General features: G+C 65.4%; 21 protein-coding genes. 15 read left to right on the top strand and 6 right to left on the bottom strand.

The features are described 5' to 3' along the window. The first annotated feature begins 26 nt into the window (after positions 1-26). From ACSS7Z_RS05265 to ACSS7Z_RS05280, 4 genes are read left to right on the top strand one after another with little or no spacing between them, the layout of a single operon-like run. Positions 27-959, top strand: a complete 933-nt coding sequence (locus ACSS7Z_RS05265) for an ABC transporter permease (protein WP_438253431.1) — start codon at positions 27-29, stop codon at positions 957-959. Further along, on the top strand, positions 946-1,890 hold the full coding sequence (locus ACSS7Z_RS05270) for an ABC transporter permease (protein ID WP_438253432.1): 945 nt from the start codon (positions 946-948) through the stop codon (positions 1,888-1,890). Before ACSS7Z_RS05265 ends, ACSS7Z_RS05270 begins: the two co-directional genes overlap by 14 nt. Beyond that, positions 1,887-3,533, top strand: coding sequence for a dipeptide ABC transporter ATP-binding protein (locus ACSS7Z_RS05275; RefSeq protein ID WP_438253433.1), 1,647 nt, complete (start codon positions 1,887-1,889; stop codon positions 3,531-3,533). Before ACSS7Z_RS05270 ends, ACSS7Z_RS05275 begins: the two co-directional genes overlap by 4 nt. Then, positions 3,530-4,087, top strand: coding sequence for a PH domain-containing protein (locus tag ACSS7Z_RS05280; RefSeq protein ID WP_438253434.1), 558 nt, complete (start codon positions 3,530-3,532; stop codon positions 4,085-4,087). Before ACSS7Z_RS05275 ends, ACSS7Z_RS05280 begins: the two co-directional genes overlap by 4 nt. 22 nt (positions 4,088-4,109) lie before the next feature. Here ACSS7Z_RS05280 and ACSS7Z_RS05285 read toward each other — a convergent pair whose 3' ends face one another. Then, entirely contained in the window at positions 4,110-4,904 is a 795-nt protein-coding gene (locus ACSS7Z_RS05285; protein ID WP_438253435.1) for a CPBP family intramembrane glutamic endopeptidase, read from the bottom strand. Between the two features lie 112 nt (positions 4,905-5,016). Between ACSS7Z_RS05285 and typA the strand changes: the two genes are divergently transcribed. Further along, positions 5,017-6,927, top strand: a complete 1,911-nt coding sequence (gene typA, locus ACSS7Z_RS05290) for a translational GTPase TypA (protein ID WP_438253436.1) — start codon at positions 5,017-5,019, stop codon at positions 6,925-6,927. A gap of 81 nt (positions 6,928-7,008) precedes the next feature. Here the strand turns inward: typA and ACSS7Z_RS05295 are convergent, their stop codons facing one another. Beyond that, the gene (locus ACSS7Z_RS05295; RefSeq protein ID WP_438253437.1) at positions 7,009-7,557 is read right to left on the bottom strand and encodes a helix-turn-helix domain-containing protein; all 549 of its coding nucleotides are present in this window, start codon (positions 7,555-7,557) and stop codon (positions 7,009-7,011) included. A 64-nt stretch (positions 7,558-7,621) separates the two neighbouring features. Between ACSS7Z_RS05295 and ACSS7Z_RS05300 the strand changes: the two genes are divergently transcribed. The 6 genes from ACSS7Z_RS05300 to ACSS7Z_RS05325 all read left to right on the top strand — a co-directional run bounded on the left by ACSS7Z_RS05300 (position 7,622) and on the right by ACSS7Z_RS05325 (position 12,042). Further along, entirely contained in the window at positions 7,622-8,383 is a 762-nt protein-coding gene (locus tag ACSS7Z_RS05300; protein ID WP_438253438.1) for an AzlC family ABC transporter permease, read from the top strand. Then, positions 8,380-8,694 carry an AzlD domain-containing protein gene (locus tag ACSS7Z_RS05305; RefSeq protein ID WP_438253439.1) on the top strand — a complete coding sequence of 105 codons (315 nt, stop codon included), beginning with the start codon at positions 8,380-8,382 and terminating at the stop codon, positions 8,692-8,694. The genes ACSS7Z_RS05300 and ACSS7Z_RS05305 overlap by 4 nt, the downstream gene beginning before the upstream one ends. Positions 8,695-8,731: 37 nt before the next feature. Further along, positions 8,732-9,130 carry a histidinol dehydrogenase gene (locus tag ACSS7Z_RS05310; protein ID WP_438253440.1) on the top strand — a complete coding sequence of 133 codons (399 nt, stop codon included), beginning with the start codon at positions 8,732-8,734 and terminating at the stop codon, positions 9,128-9,130. Between the two features lie 9 nt (positions 9,131-9,139). Next, positions 9,140-9,460 carry a ferredoxin gene (fdxA, locus tag ACSS7Z_RS05315; RefSeq protein WP_438253441.1) on the top strand — a complete coding sequence of 107 codons (321 nt, stop codon included), beginning with the start codon at positions 9,140-9,142 and terminating at the stop codon, positions 9,458-9,460. 5 nt (positions 9,461-9,465) lie between these two features. Beyond that, on the top strand, positions 9,466-10,578 hold the full coding sequence (gene dapC, locus ACSS7Z_RS05320; protein WP_438253442.1) for a succinyldiaminopimelate transaminase: 1,113 nt from the start codon (positions 9,466-9,468) through the stop codon (positions 10,576-10,578). A gap of 168 nt (positions 10,579-10,746) precedes the next feature. Beyond that, complete coding sequence (locus ACSS7Z_RS05325; RefSeq protein WP_438253443.1) at positions 10,747-12,042, top strand: citrate synthase; 1,296 nt, start codon at positions 10,747-10,749, stop codon at positions 12,040-12,042. A gap of 61 nt (positions 12,043-12,103) precedes the next feature. Here the strand turns inward: ACSS7Z_RS05325 and ACSS7Z_RS05330 are convergent, their stop codons facing one another. Then, entirely contained in the window at positions 12,104-13,561 is a 1,458-nt protein-coding gene (locus ACSS7Z_RS05330; protein WP_438253444.1) for a DEAD/DEAH box helicase, read from the bottom strand. A 230-nt stretch (positions 13,562-13,791) separates the two neighbouring features. Then, positions 13,792-14,733, bottom strand: a complete 942-nt coding sequence (gene dapD / locus ACSS7Z_RS05335; RefSeq protein ID WP_438253445.1) for a 2,3,4,5-tetrahydropyridine-2,6-dicarboxylate N-succinyltransferase — start codon at positions 14,731-14,733, stop codon at positions 13,792-13,794. Positions 14,734-14,789: 56 nt separating this feature from the next. On the opposite strand from dapD, the gene dapE reads away from it, so the two are divergent. The 3 genes from dapE to ACSS7Z_RS05350 all read left to right on the top strand — a co-directional run bounded on the left by dapE (position 14,790) and on the right by ACSS7Z_RS05350 (position 17,323). Continuing rightward, positions 14,790-15,863 (top strand): succinyl-diaminopimelate desuccinylase, encoded by a 1,074-nt coding sequence (gene dapE, locus ACSS7Z_RS05340; protein ID WP_438253446.1) that lies wholly within the window; start codon positions 14,790-14,792, stop codon positions 15,861-15,863. Continuing rightward, positions 15,845-17,062, top strand: coding sequence for a putative hexosyltransferase (locus tag ACSS7Z_RS05345; protein ID WP_438253447.1), 1,218 nt, complete (start codon positions 15,845-15,847; stop codon positions 17,060-17,062). Before dapE ends, ACSS7Z_RS05345 begins: the two co-directional genes overlap by 19 nt. A gap of 93 nt (positions 17,063-17,155) precedes the next feature. Further along, the gene (locus ACSS7Z_RS05350; protein WP_084595462.1) at positions 17,156-17,323 is read left to right on the top strand and encodes a DUF3117 domain-containing protein; all 168 of its coding nucleotides are present in this window, start codon (positions 17,156-17,158) and stop codon (positions 17,321-17,323) included. A gap of 59 nt (positions 17,324-17,382) precedes the next feature. Here the strand turns inward: ACSS7Z_RS05350 and ACSS7Z_RS05355 are convergent, their stop codons facing one another. Continuing rightward, the gene (locus tag ACSS7Z_RS05355) at positions 17,383-18,018 is read right to left on the bottom strand and encodes an O-methyltransferase (protein WP_438253448.1); all 636 of its coding nucleotides are present in this window, start codon (positions 18,016-18,018) and stop codon (positions 17,383-17,385) included. 94 nt (positions 18,019-18,112) lie between these two features. Here ACSS7Z_RS05355 and ACSS7Z_RS05360 point away from each other — a divergent pair, with 94 nt between their 5' ends. Continuing rightward, entirely contained in the window at positions 18,113-18,505 is a 393-nt protein-coding gene (locus tag ACSS7Z_RS05360) for a twin-arginine translocase TatA/TatE family subunit (RefSeq protein ID WP_438253449.1), read from the top strand. Here the strand turns inward: ACSS7Z_RS05360 and ACSS7Z_RS05365 are convergent, their stop codons facing one another. Further along, positions 18,506-19,009 carry a YcxB family protein gene (locus tag ACSS7Z_RS05365; RefSeq protein WP_438253450.1) on the bottom strand — a complete coding sequence of 168 codons (504 nt, stop codon included), beginning with the start codon at positions 19,007-19,009 and terminating at the stop codon, positions 18,506-18,508. Positions 19,010-19,013: the final 4 nt, after the last annotated feature.

Raw genomic sequence — 19,013 nt, forward strand, 5'->3', positions numbered from 1 at the left:
CGCCCGTACCCGAAGGGAGGTCGAGGGTGGCCTTTTACATCCTCAGACGGATCCTGCAGGCGATTCCGGTGTTCTTCGGCGCCACCCTGCTGATCTATTTCATGGTTTTCGCGATGCCCGGTGATCCCATCGCGGCGCTGTTCGGCGACCGACAGCCCAACCCGGCTGTTCTCGAGCGCCTGCGCGAGCATTATCACCTCGATGAGCCGTTCGTCGTGCAGTACTTCTACTACATCGCCGGCATCTTCCGACTCGATTTCGGAGTGAGTTTCTCCGGTCAGCCGGTCAGCGACATTCTGGCTCGCACGTTCCCCGTGACATTGCGGCTCGCCGTGATGGCCGTGGGCATCGCGTTCGTCCTGGCGATTGTCATCGGACTGTTCTCGGCGCTCGGCAAGGGCGGTATCTTCGACAACTCGATGCTCGTGCTCGCACTCGTCTTCGTCGCTGTGCCGATCTTCGTCCTCGCGTTCCTGGCGCAGTATTTCCTCGCCGTGCAACTCGGCTGGTTCAGACCTACGGTCGGCGGACGCAACGACTGGGGTGATCTGTGGCTACCGGCGATCGTGCTCGGGGTGAGCGTGTACGCCACGAGCATGCGGCTCACGCGCGCCTCGACGATCGAGACACTCAACCAGGACTGGGTACGTACTGCGTACAGCAAGGGTCTCTCCAGAAATCGCGTCATTCCGGTGCATGTGCTCCGCAACTCGCTGATCCCGATGGTCACCGACCTGGGCACTGTCTTCGGCATCCTCATGGTGGGAGCGACGGTCACCGAGGGCATCTTCAATGTGCCCGGCGTCGGCAACACCCTGTATCAGGCCATCATCCGCGGAGAGAACCCGACGGTCGTCTCGTTCGTTACCGTGTTCGTCGTCGTCTACGTGTTCATCAACATCGTCGTGGATTTGCTCTACGGCCTGCTCGACCCGAGGATTCGCTATGTCTCGACCTGATGCTTACCAGGAGCACTACGTCGCTCCCGTCGATACAACCTCTATCCCGGTGGATGTTGTTCGCATCGATGCCAAACGCAGCAACCTCTGGCTCGATGCCTGGCGCGATCTGCGGCGTCGGCCGGTTTTCTGGATCTCTGCCGCGTTCGTCCTGCTGGTGCTTGTCGTCTCCGTCTGGCCGTCGCTGTTCACCAATGTGGCGCCCAACAACGGCTGTTCGCTCGGCAGCAGCAACGGAGGGCCGGAGGCCGGGCATCCACTGGGCTTCACACGTCAAGGCTGCGATGTCTACTCGCGCATCATCTGGGGGACACGCACGTCGCTCATCGTCGGCGTGCTCGCAACCCTCATCAGCACAGTCATCGGCATGGTGATGGGTGCGTATGCGGGATTCTACGGCGGCTGGCTCGACTCGCTGCTCTCTCGTGTCGGCGACATCTTCTTCACGATTCCGTACATCATCGCCGCCATCGTCGTGATGTCGGTGATGCCGGTGCGCAACGAGCTCGTGCTTGCCTTCGCCATCGGCGGGTTCGCCTGGGCGTCGACGGCCCGGATCATGCGAGCGGAAGTGCTCCGCGTGAAGCAGGCGGACTTCGTCATGGGAGCAGAGGCTGTGGGACTCTCTCGCTTCCGCACGCTGCTCTCGCATGTGCTCCCGAATGCGATGGCGCCGGTCATCGTTGTCGCCACTCTCAGTCTGGGCGCCGCGATCGTCGCGGAGTCCGTTCTGTCGTTCCTGGGGGTCGGCCTCGGCGGCAGCACCATGTCGTGGGGCAACGACATCAGCCAGGCGCAGACCAGCATCCGAACTGCGCCGATGGCGCTGTTCTGGCCGTCTCTCGCGTTGACTCTGACGGTGCTGGCATTCATCACTCTCGGCGAGCTGCTTCGCGACGCCGTTGATCCGAAGGCGAGGGCTCGGCGATGAGCGCACCACTTCTGAGCATCCGCGACCTCACGGTTGCGTTCCGCAGTGGCAAACAGTCCAACGAAGTGCTGCACGGCGTGAGCTTCGACATCCTCGAGGGTGAGACGCTCGCGATCGTCGGTGAATCCGGGTCCGGAAAATCCACCACGGCGGCCGCGATCATTGATCTGCTCCCCGGAACCGGCGAAGTGACCGGCGGAAGCATCATGCTCGAGAACACCGACCTCACCCGCGTCCACCGTCGGCAGATGGAGAAGATTCGCGGACGCGAGATCGGCTACGTGCCGCAGGACCCGATGTCGAACCTCAACCCGGTCTGGTCGATTGGGTTCCAGGTCAAAGAGGCCGTCCGCGCGAACGGCCTGGCGCAGGGACGTAGACAAATCCACGATCGTGCGGTTGAAGTGCTCGTCCAGGCCGGTCTTGCGGACGCGGCCCGCCGCATGCATCAGTTCCCGCATCAGTTCTCCGGCGGTATGCGTCAGCGCGCGCTGATCGGCATCGGGCTGGCGGCCGATCCAAAGCTGCTGATCGCGGATGAACCCACCAGCGCACTCGATGTCACCGTGCAGAGGGTGATCCTCGATCACCTCGCCTCGCTGACCAGCGAGCGCGGCACCTCGGTGCTGCTGATCACCCACGACCTCGGGCTCGCCGCCGAGCGGGCGGACCGCATCCTCGTCATGAACCAGGGGGAGATCGTCGAGGCGGGCGTCAGCGTGGAGATCCTCACCAACCCGCAGCATCCGTATACGCAGAGACTGGTCGCCGCAGCCCCCAGCCTTGCATCCAAGCGCATCGGGATCACAGCGCATAAAGAGTCGACGCCGGGGGAAACGGCGCCAGCTGTGGTCGAGGTCCAGAGTCTTGTCAAGGACTACTCGATCCGCACCGGGGGACTCCGGCACGAGCGCTTCCGTGCGGTCGATGACGTGTCCTTCTCCATTCCTCGTGGCAAGACGCTCGCGCTGGTGGGCGAATCCGGATCGGGAAAGTCGACCGTCGCGAAGATGCTGTTGCAGTTGGAAAAGCCCACGGATGGGGAGATCCTCATCGACGGACTCGCCACCAGCACGATGTCTCGCTCAGACATCTTCCATCTGCGACGCCGCATGCAGCCGGTGTTCCAGGACCCCTATGGTTCCCTTGACCCGCTGCGGAGCATCGGCCACGTCATCTCCGAACCCCTGCACGTGCACGGGATCGGCACCAAGGAAGAGCAGCACCAGCGGTCCCTCGATCTGCTGGAGCAGGTGGCGCTGCCACGGGAGCTCGCTTGGCGCTATCCGAGTGAGCTTTCCGGAGGCCAGCGACAGCGGGTGGCGATCGCTCGTGCGCTCGCGTTGAAGCCGGACATCATGGTGCTCGATGAGGCGGTGTCAGCGCTGGACGTGCTGGTGCAGGACCAGATTCTGCACCTGCTCTCGGACCTTCAGCGCGATCTCGGCCTGACCTATCTGTTCATCACGCATGATCTGGCGGTCGTGCGCGTTGCTGCAGATTTCGTGTGCGTCATGGAGCAGGGACAGATCGTGGAGCAGGGAACGGTGGATGAGATCTTCAGCAATCCGCGTGAGGAATACACCCGTCGTCTGCTGGAAGCGATTCCCGGGGCATCCTTGCCGCTGGGTGGCATCGGGTGAGGACGGCAATTCACCGCAAACGTGTGTTCCCGGCCACGGGGGCCGTCATCCTGTTGGCGATCTGCGCAGTGATCACTCTGGTGCTGCTCGCCGATGCCGCCATCCGTTCGGGCCTGGAGAACGCGGTGCTGCTGGCGCCCTGGCCGTTGCTCGTGCTCTGGGGCGTGTATGTGGTCGGCATCGCCTCCGGCATCAGTGCGGACAGCTTCGGGATGCGCGTGCAGAACTTCCTGCGCCGCACGAGCGCGCCCTGGTCGATGGTGAAGCGCATCGACATGCGGTGGCAGCTTGAGGTGACGTTCGCAGACGAGTCTGTGCTGCGGTGCTTCGGCGGTCCGACCCGCTCTCGTCCGCGCAGGCTGGGCCCGGAGCGGACCCGGGAGGATGCCGGCCCGGAAGATGACGGCATCGCGATGCTGCGTCGTCTGCGAGCGGATGCCGTGGCTGGGGGAGTGCCCAGCAGCGGCATCAGCCGCAGCTGGGATATGCCGGCCCTCGCCGCGCTCATCGTGCTCGTGATCTGGGCGGTAATCGCCGTTGCCGTCACCCGGTAGCGGGATTCGGCAGCGGGAAGGCTCAGCCGGGGAGGCCGAACATCGCGGGGAAGGTCGACGCGGCCCACGGATACCCGATGAACGCCGCCGCATCGATCAGGAAATGGGCGACCAGGAACGGCAGCAGCCGACCGGAGCGTGAGAAGAGCCAGCCGAACAGCAGCCCCATCGCCAGGTTGCCGATGAACGCGCCGGGTCCCTGATACAGGTGGTAGCTGGCTCGCAGCACACTCGTGGCGATGATGATCGGCCAGATACCCCACCCGATCTGCTTCAGACGCGCGAACAGGTAGCCGAGCACGACGAATTCCTCCATGATCGACGCGCGTGCGGCCGACAGCAGCAGAATCGGCACCGTCCACCAGTGTGTGTCGAGTCCGCCTGGATTCACCGCGACGAACAGTCCCAGCATCCGGCCGACGATGTAAAGCGCGAGACCCGGAATGCCGATCGCCAGCACGAGCAGGATGCCGTTTCGGCTGTCGCGGGCGATGCGGGTGCCGTCCAGCCCGAGCCGACCGAGATGCGGCCGCGGTGACTGCCAGAGCAGGTAGCACACCAGGAGCACGGGAACGATCGCGAAGCCGATCGCGAGCACCTGATAGATGAGGTCGAACACCTCCCGGTCGCTGCGCGAGGGATTCAGCGTTGCGACCTGGTCGGCCAGCGGCGTCGCATCCGTCACCCGATAGGCGAGCTGCACGATCGAGTAGATGGCCGATTGCCCGAGTCCGAGCGCCAGCACGATCGCTATCTCCCACCACAGCCGCGTGCGGGAGAGCGGAGACGTGGCGGCGGCGGTTGCAGATGAGGACACAGCCCGATGTTACGACAGGCGTAGAAGGCCGTTCAGACACTGGACAGCCTTCGTGGGATATCCTGAAACGTCGGCATCCCGGCGCACCCCACACTCTTTTAGGAAAACTTGCATGGCGCACGCCCTTCGCTCTGATCTCCGCAATGTCGCAATCGTCGCGCACGTCGACCACGGCAAGACCACCCTCGTCGACGCGATGCTCCGTCAGACGGGCTCGTTCGGCGAGCACGCGCACGTCGATGAACGCGCGATGGACTCGGGTGATCTCGAGCGCGAAAAGGGCATCACGATCCTCGCGAAGAACACCGCGATCACCTACACCGGCGTCCACAGCGACGTTCCGATCACGATCAACGTGATCGACACCCCCGGCCACGCCGACTTCGGTGGCGAGGTCGAGCGCGGTCTGTCGATGGTCGATGGCGTCGTGCTGCTCGTCGACTCTTCGGAGGGCCCGCTCCCGCAGACTCGTTTCGTGCTGCGCAAGGCGCTGGAGGCAAAGCTTCCCGTCATCCTGCTGGTCAACAAGACTGACCGCCCCGACGCCCGTATCCCCGAGGTCGAGGAAGAAGCGCAGGACCTGCTGCTGGGCCTCGCGTCCGACCTGGTCGACGATGTGCCCGATCTTGATGTGGATGCGCTGCTTGACGTTCCCGTCGTGTACGCCTCCGGCCGCGCCGGCGCGGCATCGCTGAACCGTCCCGAGAACGGCACGCTGCCGGACAACGAGAACCTTGAGCCGCTGTTCGGTGCGATCCTCGAGCACATCCCGGCTCCGGCATACGATGACGAGGCTCCGCTGCAGGCATGGGTCACGAACCTTGACTCCAGCCCGTTCCTTGGCCGCCTGGCGCTGCTGCGTGTCTTCAACGGAACGCTGAAGAAGGGCCAGACGGTCGCCTGGGTCCGCGCAGACGGCACCCACCAGAACGCCCGCATCACCGAGCTGCTGAAGACGCGTGCACTGGAGCGCTACCCCGCCGAGTCCGCCGCACCGGGGGACATCGTCGCGATCGCCGGCTTCGAGGACATCACGATCGGTGAGACCATCGCCGACCCGGACGATGTTCGTCCGCTGCCGCAGATTCACGTCGACGACCCCGCCATCTCGATGACGATCGGCACCAACACGTCACCGCTGATGGGCAAGGTCAAGGGTCACAAGCTCACCGCACGCATGGTGAAGGACCGCCTCGACCGCGAGCTCATCGGAAACGTCTCGCTCAAGGTCGTCGACGTCGGACGCCCGGATGCTTGGGAAGTTCAGGGCCGTGGTGAGCTGGCGCTCTCCATCCTCGTCGAGAACATGCGTCGCGAAGGCTTCGAGCTCACCGTCGGCAAGCCGCAGGTGGTCACCAAGCAGGTCGACGGCAAGGTTCACGAACCTTTCGAGCACCTCACCATCGACGCCCCTGAGGAGTACCTCGGCGCGATCACTCAGCTGCTCGCGGGTCGCAAGGGCCGCATGGACAACATGGTCAACCACGGCACCGGCTGGGTGCGCATGGAATTCATCGTTCCTTCGCGCGGCCTGATCGGCTTCCGCACGGAGTTCATGACCACGACTCGCGGCACCGGCATCGCCAACGCGATCTCGCACGGCTACGACGCATGGGCGGGACACATCTCCACGCGTCAGAACGGCTCGATCGTCGCTGACCGCTCCGGCGTCGTCACCCCGTTCGCGATGATCGCTCTCCAGGAGCGGATGTCGTTCTTCGTTCAGCCCACGCAGGAAGTGTACGAAGGCATGGTCATCGGCGAGAACTCGCGCGCCGACGACATGGACGTGAACATCACCAAGGAGAAGAAGCTCACCAACATGCGTGCTGCGAGCTCGGACACCTTCGAGTCGATGACGCCGCCGCGCCAGCTGACACTGGAGGAGAGCCTCGAGTTCGCCCGCGACGACGAATGCGTCGAGGTGACCCCGGATGCTATCCGCATCCGCAAGGTGGTTCTGGATGCAACCACCCGCGGACGTGAGACCTCGCGCCTGAAGCGCCAGGACGCCAACGCCTGAACCGCTTGATAGGAAAGAGCCTCGTCCGCCGGTTGAACCGGTCGGGCGAGGCTCTTCTTGTACCCGTCAGTCCAACAGTGCTCAGCGCAGTTCCGAGATGAGCACTGCGCTGGTGCCGGGGACGAGAGCATCAAAAACGTGCGGGATGTCTCCGGCATAGGTGAGGTAGTCGCCGGGATTGAGCAGCACTGGCGCGTCGGCGGGGCCGATCTGCGCCTGCCCTGAGGTCAGGATCACGTGCTCGGTGGTGCCGGAATGGTGCGGATCGGACCGGCGTGGTTCGCCGGGCTCGGCACGGATGAGGTAGATGTCCCGGCGTGCACCGGGCGGGCTCGCGGAGAGCAAGCTCGCGCTGTACGAGGCCGCCGCCGACGGGACGCTGGCGAGATCATCAGCGCGAATGAGGGTCGGGGCGTTGGCCTGCTGATCGACGAGCACGGCGAAGGGAACACCCAGTGCCACGCCCAGAGCCCACAGCGTCTCGACACTGGGGTTGCCCGAGCCGTTCTCCAGCTGCGACACGGTTGCTTTCGATACGCCGGCCTGCCTGGCCAGTTCAGACACCGACATTCCGATGGCTTCGCGCTCGCGGCGCAACGTGCGGGCGATGCGAGTTCCGAGATCCTCCATGCGTTCATCATGTCAAACGTTCGTTCACTTGACTATCCGATGTGCGGTGTTCAGAATGATACGCATGCGTTCAGTGAATCGAACGGCCGAGGTGCGGGCCGGTGGACGCCGCGAGGTCTGGCGCGAAGGCGTCGGGGTCGCGGTCGCCACCAGCGCCTACGGGATATCGTTCGGCGCGCTGGCCGTGGCATCCGGTCTTGACGTCTGGCAGACCTGCGTGCTGAGCCTGCTGATGTTCACCGGCGGGTCGCAGTTCGCCTTCATCGGGGTACTCAGCGCTGGTGGTGTCGCGGCCCTTCCCTCAGCGATCGCCTCGGCGGCGCTGCTCGGGGTGCGCAACATGGCATACGGCATGCGGATGTCGACCACGATCGGGTCCGGCTTCTGGCGGCGTTCGGCGGCCGCCCACATCACGATCGACGAATCCACGGCCGTCGCCATCTCTCAGGATTCTGCTCCACTGCGTCGACTCGGGTTCTGGGTCACCGGCATCGGCGTCTTCGTCGGCTGGAACCTCACCACACTCATCGGCGCCCTCATCGGCGATGTTCTGGGCGACCCGAAAGCCTGGGGCCTGGATGCCGCGGCGGCCGCCGCCTTCCTCGCCCTGCTCTGGCCGAGGCTGAAACAGCGACAGGCCATTGTCGTCGGCGTAGCCGCGGCGGTTATCGCAGCCGTGCTCACCCCGGTGATCATGCCCGGACTTCCCGTGCTCGTTGCCGCTGTGGTTGCCATTGCGGTCGGGTGGTTCAACTGGTTCGACGGCTCACGCGCACCCCTGAAGCAGACCGGCGCAACGGATACCGCGATCGGCGAGACACCATGAGCGTGTGGAGTGCCGTGCTGCTCGCGGCGTGCATCTGCGCGGCGTTCAAGGCATTCGGTTACCTGATTCCGCCGCATCTGCTGGAAGCCCCGCGCCCGGCGCGCATCTCGGACCTGCTGACGGTGTCTCTGCTGGCCGCTCTGGTAGCTGTTCAGACGCTCGGAGCGGGCCAGGCCGTGGTTGTGGATGCCCGGATCCCGGCCGTGCTGGTCGCTGCCGGGCTACTGTACCTGCGGCAGTCGTTCCTGGTCGTCGTCGTGGCCGCTGCCGCATCGGCAGCACTGCTGCGCCTGGTCGGCTGGGCAGTATGAGCAGAAGGGCCACAGCAGGCCCGCGTAGGATCTCAGGGTGCCCCACTGGATCTCTCGCGCTATCTCCTGGATCGCTGCTGCCCTCGCTGGTGCTGTTTACGGCACGGCGGGAACCATCGCGCACAGCCTCACGATGTGGGGCGTCATTCCCATCGGAATGATCGTCGGGGCCATTGGCTGCGGAGCACTACTGATCGCGACGCGCGCTCTGACCTTGGATCGCGCGGCGGCACTGGCCGCAGCCATCGGAATGCTGGGCATGCTGATGATCATCTCCGGTGTCGGGCCCGGCGGATCCGTCGTCGTGCCGAACACCCCGGCCGGTCAGATCTGGACACTTTTGGTGGCCGCTATCGCGCTGCTGGTGGTCGCCTGGCCGCGGGTGAAGAGCGCACCTGTGCGTACGCAGGTGCCCGGTGGTGAGAACGGGTCGTAGACTGGAGGGGTGACGTATGTGATCGCTCTTCCGTGCGTCGATGTCAAGGATCGCGCCTGCATCGACGAGTGCCCCGTTGACTGCATCTACGAGGGCGAGCGTTCGCTGTACATCCATCCCGATGAATGTGTCGACTGCGGCGCCTGCGAGCCGGTGTGCCCCGTCGAGGCGATTTACTACGAGGATGACCTGCCCGATGAGTGGCAGGACTACTACAAAGCCAACGTCGAGTTCTTCGAAGAGATCGGCTCGCCCGGCGGCGCTGCCAAGGTCGGGGTCTACGCCTTCGACCACCCCGTGATCGCAGCGCTTCCTCCTCAGGGCGAGTAGATCCGGTGAGCGTCCGCGACCTCGCCGATTATCCGTGGGATGCAGTCGTTCCGTACCAGGAGCGTGCGGCGCGGCATCCGCACGGTCTGGTAGACCTCTCCATCGGTTCGCCCGTTGATCCCACCCCGGGTATCATCCGGCAGGCGCTCGCCGATGCCACCGATGCGCATGCCTATCCGCAGAATATCGGCACGCCCGCGCTGCGCGAGGCGATCGTCGAGTGGTATTCGCGTCGACGCGGTGTTCCGGATCTGAGCGTCGAGAACGTCTTGCCGACGATCGGCTCCAAAGAGCTCGTGGCGCTGCTGCCGACCCTGCTCGGGCTCGGCGAGGGCGACACCGTCGTGTACCCGCGCGTTGCCTATCCGACCTACGAGGTCGGCGCACGCGTCGTCGGTGCGACACCGATCGCCGAGGATGATCCGGCGCTGTGGCCGGACGGTGCCAAGCTCATCTGGATCAACAGCCCGGGCAATCCGGACGGGCGCACCTGGACGGTGGATGAACTCGCCACCGCCGTGCGACGCGCTCGCGAACTCGGGGCGATCCTCGCCAGCGACGAGTGCTACGCCGAACTCGGCTGGGACGGGCCCTGGGCCCATGAACCCATTCCCTCCGTTCTTGATCCCCGGGTGACAGGCGGCACGCGTGCGGGTCTGCTCAGCGTGTACTCGTTGAGCAAGCAGTCCAACCTCGCCGGTTATCGTGCGGCATTCGTAGCCGGCTGCTCCCGGATCATCGCCGACCTACTCACTGCGCGCAAACACCTCGGACTCATGATGCCGGCGCCCGTCCAGCAGGCGATGATCACCGCCCTCGGTGATGAAGCGCACGTCGCCGAGCAGAAGGAGTTGTACCGGACCAGGCGCGAACTCCTGCTCCCGGCGCTCGAAGCTGCCGGATTCCGCATCGACGGCTCAGAAGCCGGTCTCTATCTCTGGGCGACGGCCGGCGAAGACGCCTGGGCATCCATGGGGAGACTGGCCGATCTCGGCATCCTGGCCGGTCCAGGGCCCTTCTACGGGCCGGATGCTGCGCAGCACATCCGACTCTCGCTGACCGCTCCGTCAGAGCGAGTGGCTGAGGCCGCACGCCGCTTGCGCGGGGATCCGCTGTAGGTTCCCATGTCATATTCTTGAGGTCTCTTGGCGGATGTCACAGTAGGCCAATCAGGCGGCTAGGCTGTAGAGGCGATTCGGTCGAGACCCGACCAGGCGTCAAGCGCCGTGCATCGCCCTCGACGAAACAGACCAACAGGTCGCGTAAATACGTACAAGGAGGTCCGCGTGAGTGCAGCGGGAGATCAGCAGGCGAAGGCCACCCTCACCATTGGTGGAACCACCGCAGAATTCCCCGTACTGCGTGGTACTGCGGGTGCCGACAGCATCGACTTTTCGACGCTGACCCGGCAGACCGGCTACACGGGGCTGGACTACGGGTTCGTCAACACCGCATCCACGAAGTCGGCGATCACCTTCATCGACGGTGACCAGGGCATCCTCCGCTACCGGGGCTATCCCATCGACCAGATCGCGCAGAACTGCACCTATCTCGAGGTGGCTTGGCTGCTCATCTACGGCGAGCTGCCCACGCCTGACGAGCTGGCGAGCTTCGATGACCGCATTCGTCGGCACACGCTGCTGCATGAAGATCTCAAGCACTTCTTCTCGGCACTGCCGCACACCGCGCACCCGATGTCGGTGCTGTCTTCGGCCGTGGCCGCGCTTTCGACCTACTACGAGGGACAGACCGACCCGAACAACCCCGAGCATGTCGAGCTCAACATGGTGCGCATGCTCGCCAAGCTGCCCGTCATCGCGGCCTACGCGCACAAGAAGAGCATCGGGCAGGCGTTCCTGTACCCGGACAACTCGCTGAGCTTCGTCGACAACTTCCTCAAGCTCAACTTCGGCGTCAACTCCGAGCCCTACGAGATCAATCCAGTGATGTCGAAGGCCCTTGAGCTGCTGCTCATCCTGCACGAAGACCACGAGCAGAACGCGTCGACCTCGACGGTGCGCCTGGTGGGCTCCACCGGAGCGAATCAGTTCGCTTCGATCTCTGCCGGCATCCAGGCGCTTTCTGGGCCGCTGCACGGTGGCGCCAACGAGGCTGTCCTCACGATGCTCGGAGAGATTCGCGATTCCGGCCAGGGAGTGAAGCGCTTCGTCGAGCGAGTGAAGAACAAAGAAGAGGGCGTCAAGCTCATGGGCTTCGGCCACCGGGTGTACAAGAACTACGACCCCCGCGCCAAGCTCGTCAAGGAAGCCGCCGATGAGGTGCTGCGCGAGCTCGGCGTCACCGACCCGCTGCTCGACCTGGCCAAGGAACTCGAAGAGATCGCACTGGCGGACGAGTACTTCCAGGAGCGTCGCCTGTACCCCAACGTCGACTTCTACACCGGCGTGATCTACAAGGCGATGGGCTTCCCGACACGTATGTTCACCGTGCTGTTCGCGATCGGCCGCCTTCCCGGCTGGCTGGCGCAGTGGCGTGAGCTGCAGCTGGACCCGCAGACCAAGATCGGTCGTCCGCAGCAGCTGTACACCGGAGCGACTGAGCGTCAGTTCCCGACGCGCTGATCGGATGCTGAAAAGCCCCGGCCCCTTCCCGAAGGAAGTGGCCGGGGCTTTCGCATGGGGATCAGCGTCCCTGGGAACCGCCGCCCTGAGCGCGGCGCGGACGCCGTGAGTCGGCGTGCTGGCCGACCGCAGCGGGGCGCTGCTGGCCGGAGCGCTGGCCGCCACCGGAGCGCTGTCCCTGGGCTGTTGCGGGCTGTCCCTGGCTGTTCTGCCCCTGGGCGCCGCCCTGCGGGCGACGGCGGCGGTTGGCTGGGGAGCCTGCTGCGGGAGCGCCACCCTGCTGCGGCTGGCGCGGCTTCTTCGGCTGCTGACGCTGCTGCTGCTGTTGCACCGGCGCGGGCTTCACGTGCGGGGCGCGTTCGCCGACAAGCTCGTCGACGATGTCGGAGTTCACCTGCTCGAGTTCGGCGGTGATCTGGGCCTTGCGCAGCAGGTCCTTCACATCGCGGCGCTGCTCAGGAAGCACGACGGTGACGACGGTGCCGGCGGCGCCGGCGCGGGCCGTGCGACCAGAGCGGTGCAGGTATGCCTTGTGCTCCATCGGCGGGTCGACGTGGACGACGAGGTCGACGTTGTCGACGTGCACGCCACGGGCCGCGACGTCGGTCGCGACAAGAACGCGCACGCCACCGTCTGCGGGGTCTGCAGAGAAGGCGCTGAGGTTGCGTTCACGCGCGTTCTGCGACAGGTTTCCGTGCAGGTCGACGGCAGGCACGCCGGCGGCAGTCAGCTGCTTGGCCAGCTTCTTCGCCTGGTGCTTGGTGCGGGTGAACAGGATGCGGCGGCCGGTGCCGGAGGCAAGGTCGCGCACGAGAGAGGTCTTGTGCTCGGTGGAGGTGGTCACCAGCACGCGGTGGGTCATCTCGCCGACCGGGACGCTGGATTCGTCGACCTCGTGGCTGATCGGGTTCGAGAGGAACCGGCGTGCCAGGGAGTCGATGCCACGATCCAGCGTCGCGCTGAAGAGCAGACGCTGACCGCCGGCGGGCGTTGCGGTGAGGATGCGGGTCACGCCGGGCAGGAACCCCAGGTCGGCCATGTGGTCGGCCTCGTCAAGGACTGCGACCTCGACGGCGTCGAGGGCGACGAGCTTCTGCTTCATGAGGTCTTCGAGGCGCCCGGGGCAGGCCACGATGATGTCGACTCCACCGCGCAGCGCCTGCTCCTGCGGGCGCTGGCTGACGCCGCCGAAGATCGTGGTGACGCGGAGCCCTGCTGCTGCGGCAAGCGGGGTGACGACTGCGGCGATCTGCGTGGCAAGCTCACGCGTCGGAGCAAGGATCAGGCCACGCGGATGCTGCGCGCGGGTCTTCTTGTTCGATGCGGAAAGGCGCGCAACGAGGGGAATGGAAAAGGCGATCGTCTTGCCGCTGCCGGTGCGACCGCGACCGAGGAGGTCACGGCCGGCGAGGGAATCGGGGAGCGTGTCGCGCTGGATGGCGAACGCCTCGGTCTTGCCATCGGCAGCAAGGACATCAGCCAGGCGTGCGGGCACGCCGAGTTCGAGAAAGGTAGGCATAGAAATACTCCGTGAACACGCGTCAGCGTGTCGAGTTCGTGTGATGGGCGACCGCGCACAGGAAGTGCGCAGAGGTTCGCCGTTCGAAACGCCAACTGGTGGAGGAGCTGTTCAGCTCGCTTCGGTCTGGGAAGACCCCGTGACGACGACGTAGCTGCCCGTTAATTGGACAACTGTTCAACAGTAGCAGGACAGGTATGTCGCAACCTGCATGCGCACCGTGCGTGTCCTCAGGCGTGCAGCGTCTCGTTCAGCGTCACACCGGAACCCGCGCGTCGCTTGACCTCGATGGCGCCGGTGAGTGAATTGCGCCAGAACAGCAGACCGTTCTGGCCGGAGAGCTCTGCCGCTTTCACGACGGGCTTGCCGCCGTCTGCAGTGTCGGGGCCGTCCGCCAGGATCACCTTGGAGCCTGCCGTGATGTAGACGCCAGCCTCGAGAATGCAGTCATCACCCAGCGCGATGCCCAGCCCCGCATTCGCGCCGAGGAGGGTGCGCTCTCCGATGGAGACGCGCACGCTGCCGCCGCCGGAGAGAGTGCCCATGATGGATGCGCCGCCGCCGATGTCGCTGCCCGCGCCGACGACGACGCCCTGCGAGATTCGCCCCTCGACCATCGAGGCACCCAGCGTGCCGGCGTTGAAGTTCACGAAGCCTTCGTGCATCACGGTGGTTCCGGGCCAGAGGTACGCGCCCAGACGAACGCGGGCGGCATCCGCGATGCGCACGCCCTCGGGCTGGAGGTAATCGGTCAGACGCGGGAACTTGTCGAGTCCCTGCACCTGGATGCCGTGGCGGCGCAGCTGCGGCTGCAACCGCGTGGCATCGGCCGGGAGCATGGGGCCGGCGTTGGTCCAGGCGACATTCGGCAGCTGAGTGAAGATGCCGTCGAGGTTCAGATCGTTGGGGCGCACCAGCAGGTGCGACAGGGCGTGCAGACGCAGGTAGGCATCGGCGGTGGACGCCGGGGCTTCGTCGAGGTCGATCTGCAGCGTGACGCTGTCGATAACGACGTTGCGACGCTCATCTCCGCCGGTGTGGGAGGCGAGGTCTGCGAGGCCGGTGCGGGGGAGATCACCGGTGCCGAGCTGCTGATACCAGGCATCCAGCACCGTGCCGTCTTCAGCGATCGTCGAAAGGCCTGTGCCCCATACTGTGCGCCGCGTGCTCATCCATTAACGCTACCGGTATCGCCGAGCGCGTCTGTGCGAGGTCTTAGGCTGAGCATATGCCTCTCGATCTGACTGCGTCATCCGTCGATCTCACCCGCACGATCTGCGACATTGCCAGTGTCTCTGGTGAGGAGAAAGATCTGGCCGATCTGATCGAGGAATCCGTCCGAGCCTATGAGCACCTCGAAGTGATCCGGCACGGGAACACCGTCGTTGCGCGGACAAACCTCTCGCGCGCGCAGCGCGTGGTGATCGCCGGTCACATCGACACCGTTCCCATCAACGGCAATGTGCCCACTCGCACCGTCGAGTACGACGGACACCCGTACCTGTGGGGTCGTGGCACCGTCGACATGAAGGGCGGCGTTGCCGTGCAGCTCAAGCTCGCCGCTGAGCTGACCGATCCCGTGGTCGACATCACCTGGATGTGGTACGACAACGAGGAGGTCGCGGCATCCCTGAATGGATTGAACCTGCTGTCCGCCGAGCGACCCGACCTGTTCGCAGCCGATTTCGCCATTCTGGGCGAGCCATCCAACGGCGAGGTCGAGGGCGGATGCAACGGCACGCTCCGCGCGATCGTGCGCACCCGCGGCGTGCGGGCGCACAGCGCCCGAGCGTGGATCGGTGAGAACGCCATCCACGCGGCCGCCCCGATCCTTGCGCGTCTGGCCGAGTACCGCGCGAAAGAGGTGCAGGTAGAAGGCCTGGCCTATCGCGAGAGCTTGAGCGCCGTGCGCATCGACGGCGGCATCGCCGGCAACGTCATCCCCGACCTGTGCGAGGTCGAGGTGAACTATCGGTTCGCGCCCAGCAAGACGGCGGCGGATGCTGAGACTCACGTCCGCGGCGTCTTCGAGGGCTTCGACCTCGAGATCACCGACGCCGCAGAGGGTGCTCGTCCCGGACTCGACGCCCCGATCGCACAGGAGTTCGTCAACGCTGTCGGTGCGCAGCCGCGTCCGAAATACGGGTGGACCGATGTGGCGCGCTTCAGCGCTCTCGGCATCCCCGCGGTCAACTACGGCCCGGGCGACCCTCACCTCGCCCACCATGACGAGGAACGTGTTCCGCTCGCGCAGATCGATGCGGTGGAGCAGGGGCTGCGCACGTGGCTCACGGCCCGCTGACCACGCTCGCGCGCCAGTGGGCGCGGATGCCGGTCATCGCGCGGATCGGCGCGATCTATGTGCTCGGTCGGCTCATCACCACCGGGCTGCTGTCCTGGGCGGCGCACCTGTCCGGGCCGATGTCTCGCTTCGGCGCCGACGCCGATCTGGGTCGCTTCGTCCTGGGCTGGGACGCGCAGTGGTACTGGCTGGTGGCATGGGCGGGGTACCCGTCGGTTCTGCCGCTCACCGAATCCGGGCAGGTCGCCGAGAACGCGTGGGCTTTCATGCCGGTGTACGCATATCTGGCGCAGGCAGTGGGCTTCCCGTTCGGTTCCTGGGGTGCCGGGGCATTCCTCATCTCCCTGGTCGCGGGGTTCTTCGCCTCGGTGATGCTGCACCGCCTGCTACGGGAGCGGATCGGCTCCACCGCAGCGCTCTGGGCGGTCGCCTTCTTCGCCTGGGGTCCGCTGGCGGCGCTCTTCCACGTCGGCTACGCAGAATCGCTGTTCGTCCTCCTGCTGCTCATTGCGCTCGACCTCGTGGCGCGGCGTCGATTCGCGTGGGTGTATCCGGTGATCGCCGTGATGGCGTTCACCCGTCCAGGCATCCTTGCCTTCGCGCTCTACCTGGGGCTCTACGGCATCCTGCGGTGGGTGCGCCGACGTACGGACCCGCTGCCGACCGCGCACGTCGTGCACATCATCGCCCTGGGAGCGCTGGCCACAGCGACCGGTTTCGCCTGGCAGGGTTTCGCGGCGCTGGCGACGGGGGACGCGGGCGCATACCTGGCGACGGAACTGTCGTGGCGACGGAACTGGGGCGCCGGATCCGACGGCTTCATCCCCTTCGAGGGATGGGTGCAGGGCGCGCAGTTCTGGTTCGGCCAGTGGGGGATGCCGCAGTGGTGGGGACCGATCGCGCTGGTGGTGTTGCTGATCGTGGTGGCTGGCGCGCTGATCTTCGCACCGCAGGTGCGTCGCCTGGGACCGGATCTGCGGCTGTGGAGTGCGAGTTACCTGCTGTACCTGCTGGCGGTGTTCTTCCCGCAATCGAGCACGTTCCGTCTGCTGATGCCGCTGACGCCGCTGTGGGGAGCCGTCGCCGTGCCGCGGTCGCGCGGGTACCGGATCGGGGTGCTGGTGCTGTGCGTGGTGGGCCAGTGGCTGTGGATCTATCCCATGTACGCACTCGGAAACACCTTCTGGCAGGTGCCGTAACCGAGCGTTCATTACCGATTCTTCGTGCCCGTGAGCAGTGGCGGAAGCTTACCGATAAACTTGATGCATACCAATGATGGAAAAGGAGTCACGATGGCAGCGATGAAGCCGAGAACCGGAGACGGACCCATGGAGGCCGTGAAGGAGGGACGACTCATCATCGTGCGCGTTCCCCTCGAAGGTGGCGGCCGTCTGGTCGTCTCCGTGAACGATGCTGAAGCGAAGGAGCTGCACGACGTCCTCGCTGGCGTCGTGAGCTGACCTTCAACGAATCAGGGGCGGTGGATCTTCAGATCCACCGCCCCTTTCGTGTTCCTGGATTAGTCCGTGCTGCGGCTGATGAGCTGCAGCAGTCCCTCGCCGACCGTTGAGATCGCGGCGAGAACCGCAGGGGACTCCTGCGTCTCCTGCACGAGCGAGCGGTAAGCGCTGGTGACGGCATCCCGTTGCACGGGGTCTGCGGCTTTTCCGCCGGCGAGCACGCGGGGGACGAGGACGATACCGCCGGTGCGCACCAGGCGCAGACCGTGCTCGACGTACTCGATGACATTCTCGGGGTCAGCGTCGACGAGCACGATGTCGTAGGCGTCCTCGTTCATCCGGGGCAGGACATCGGAGGCACGGCCGGTGATGAAGCGTGCCTTGGTCGGCACGATCTTCGCTTCGCTGAAGCTGCGGCGGGCCGCGGCCAGGTGCTCGGGCTCATTGTCGATAGAGGTGAGGACCGCCTGCGGGGCTCCGCGCAGCAGCCAGAGCCCAGAGACACCGGCTCCGGTGCCGATCTCGACGATCGAGCGCGCGTTGGTGGCAGCTGCCAGAACGGCAAGCTGCGCGCCGACGGCCGCACTGACCGGGGCTGCTCCTAATTCGACCGCGTGAGCGCGTGCGCGCGCGATGGCGGCGGGTTCGATGATGGCCTCGCGGACATAGCGTGCGTTGGCGTCGTTCTCGCTCATGACCTTCTCCTCAAGCCGCTTGCACAAGCGGCTGATTCCAGACTATTCGTATGCCATGGCTGAAGGGGTCAGGCGCGGCGGGTAGCCTGGGTACATGGACTTCGGGCTCACCTTTGAGAAGCTTCTGCTTATCGGTGTACTCGCTGCGATCATCATCGGTCCGGAGCGGCTGCCGAAGGCTGCGGAGACGTTCGCGCGCTTCGTTCGCAGGGCCGGCGAGTATCTGCGCGACACCAAGAGCAGAATGCGCGACGAGATCGGGCCGGAGATCGACGATGTGGATTGGCGCAAGCTCGATCCGCGTCAGTACGACCCACGCCGCATCATTCGCGACGCGCTGCTCGAAGAGCCGTCCGTGACTGCCGCCCCTGCCGCTGCCACAACAGCCGTTGCACCGGCGCCGACGAATGAGTATCCGCGCAAACCGGTGTTGCGTCCGATCTTCACGCGTGATGCACCGCCGCCATACGATGTCGAGGCGACCTAGTCAGATCTGCGACTTGAGCTGCGCGATATCGGCGTCGTCCAGGAGAGCGCGGGGGATAGCGGTGACCACTGACTGTCCGCGAAGCTGCAGGATGACGGCGTGCTTGCCGACGCGGACCGAACGAAACGTCTCGTAGCTCATCTCTGAGACGCCGCGCTTCGACATCATTCTGATCATCTTGTCGTCGAGTTGGATGCCGATCTTCGTGCCGGCCGGCATCGCCGATCCGATGGCACGCTGAACGGACGACCGTGTGAAGATGATCGACGCCGCAATCAGCGCGGCGATCGCGAACGGAGTCCAGGACAGCGTTGCAGAGCGTTCGTGCTCGGCGTCGCCGATCAGCACCAGCACGATGACGTTCACAATGAGTGCGGCGATCAGCGAGGCGTAGGCGATGACTGCCAGCGGACGGGTGAGCGTGTAGAGCGTGGCGTCCCGAGTCAGGTTGCGCAGGAGTTCCTGATCGACAAGGACAGTTCGGGGAGCGGCGTCAGATGTCACTCGG

The organism is Microbacterium wangyouchuni (assembly GCF_051546305.1).
In the GTDB taxonomy this organism is placed as follows: Bacteria; Actinomycetota; Actinomycetes; order Actinomycetales; family Microbacteriaceae; genus Microbacterium.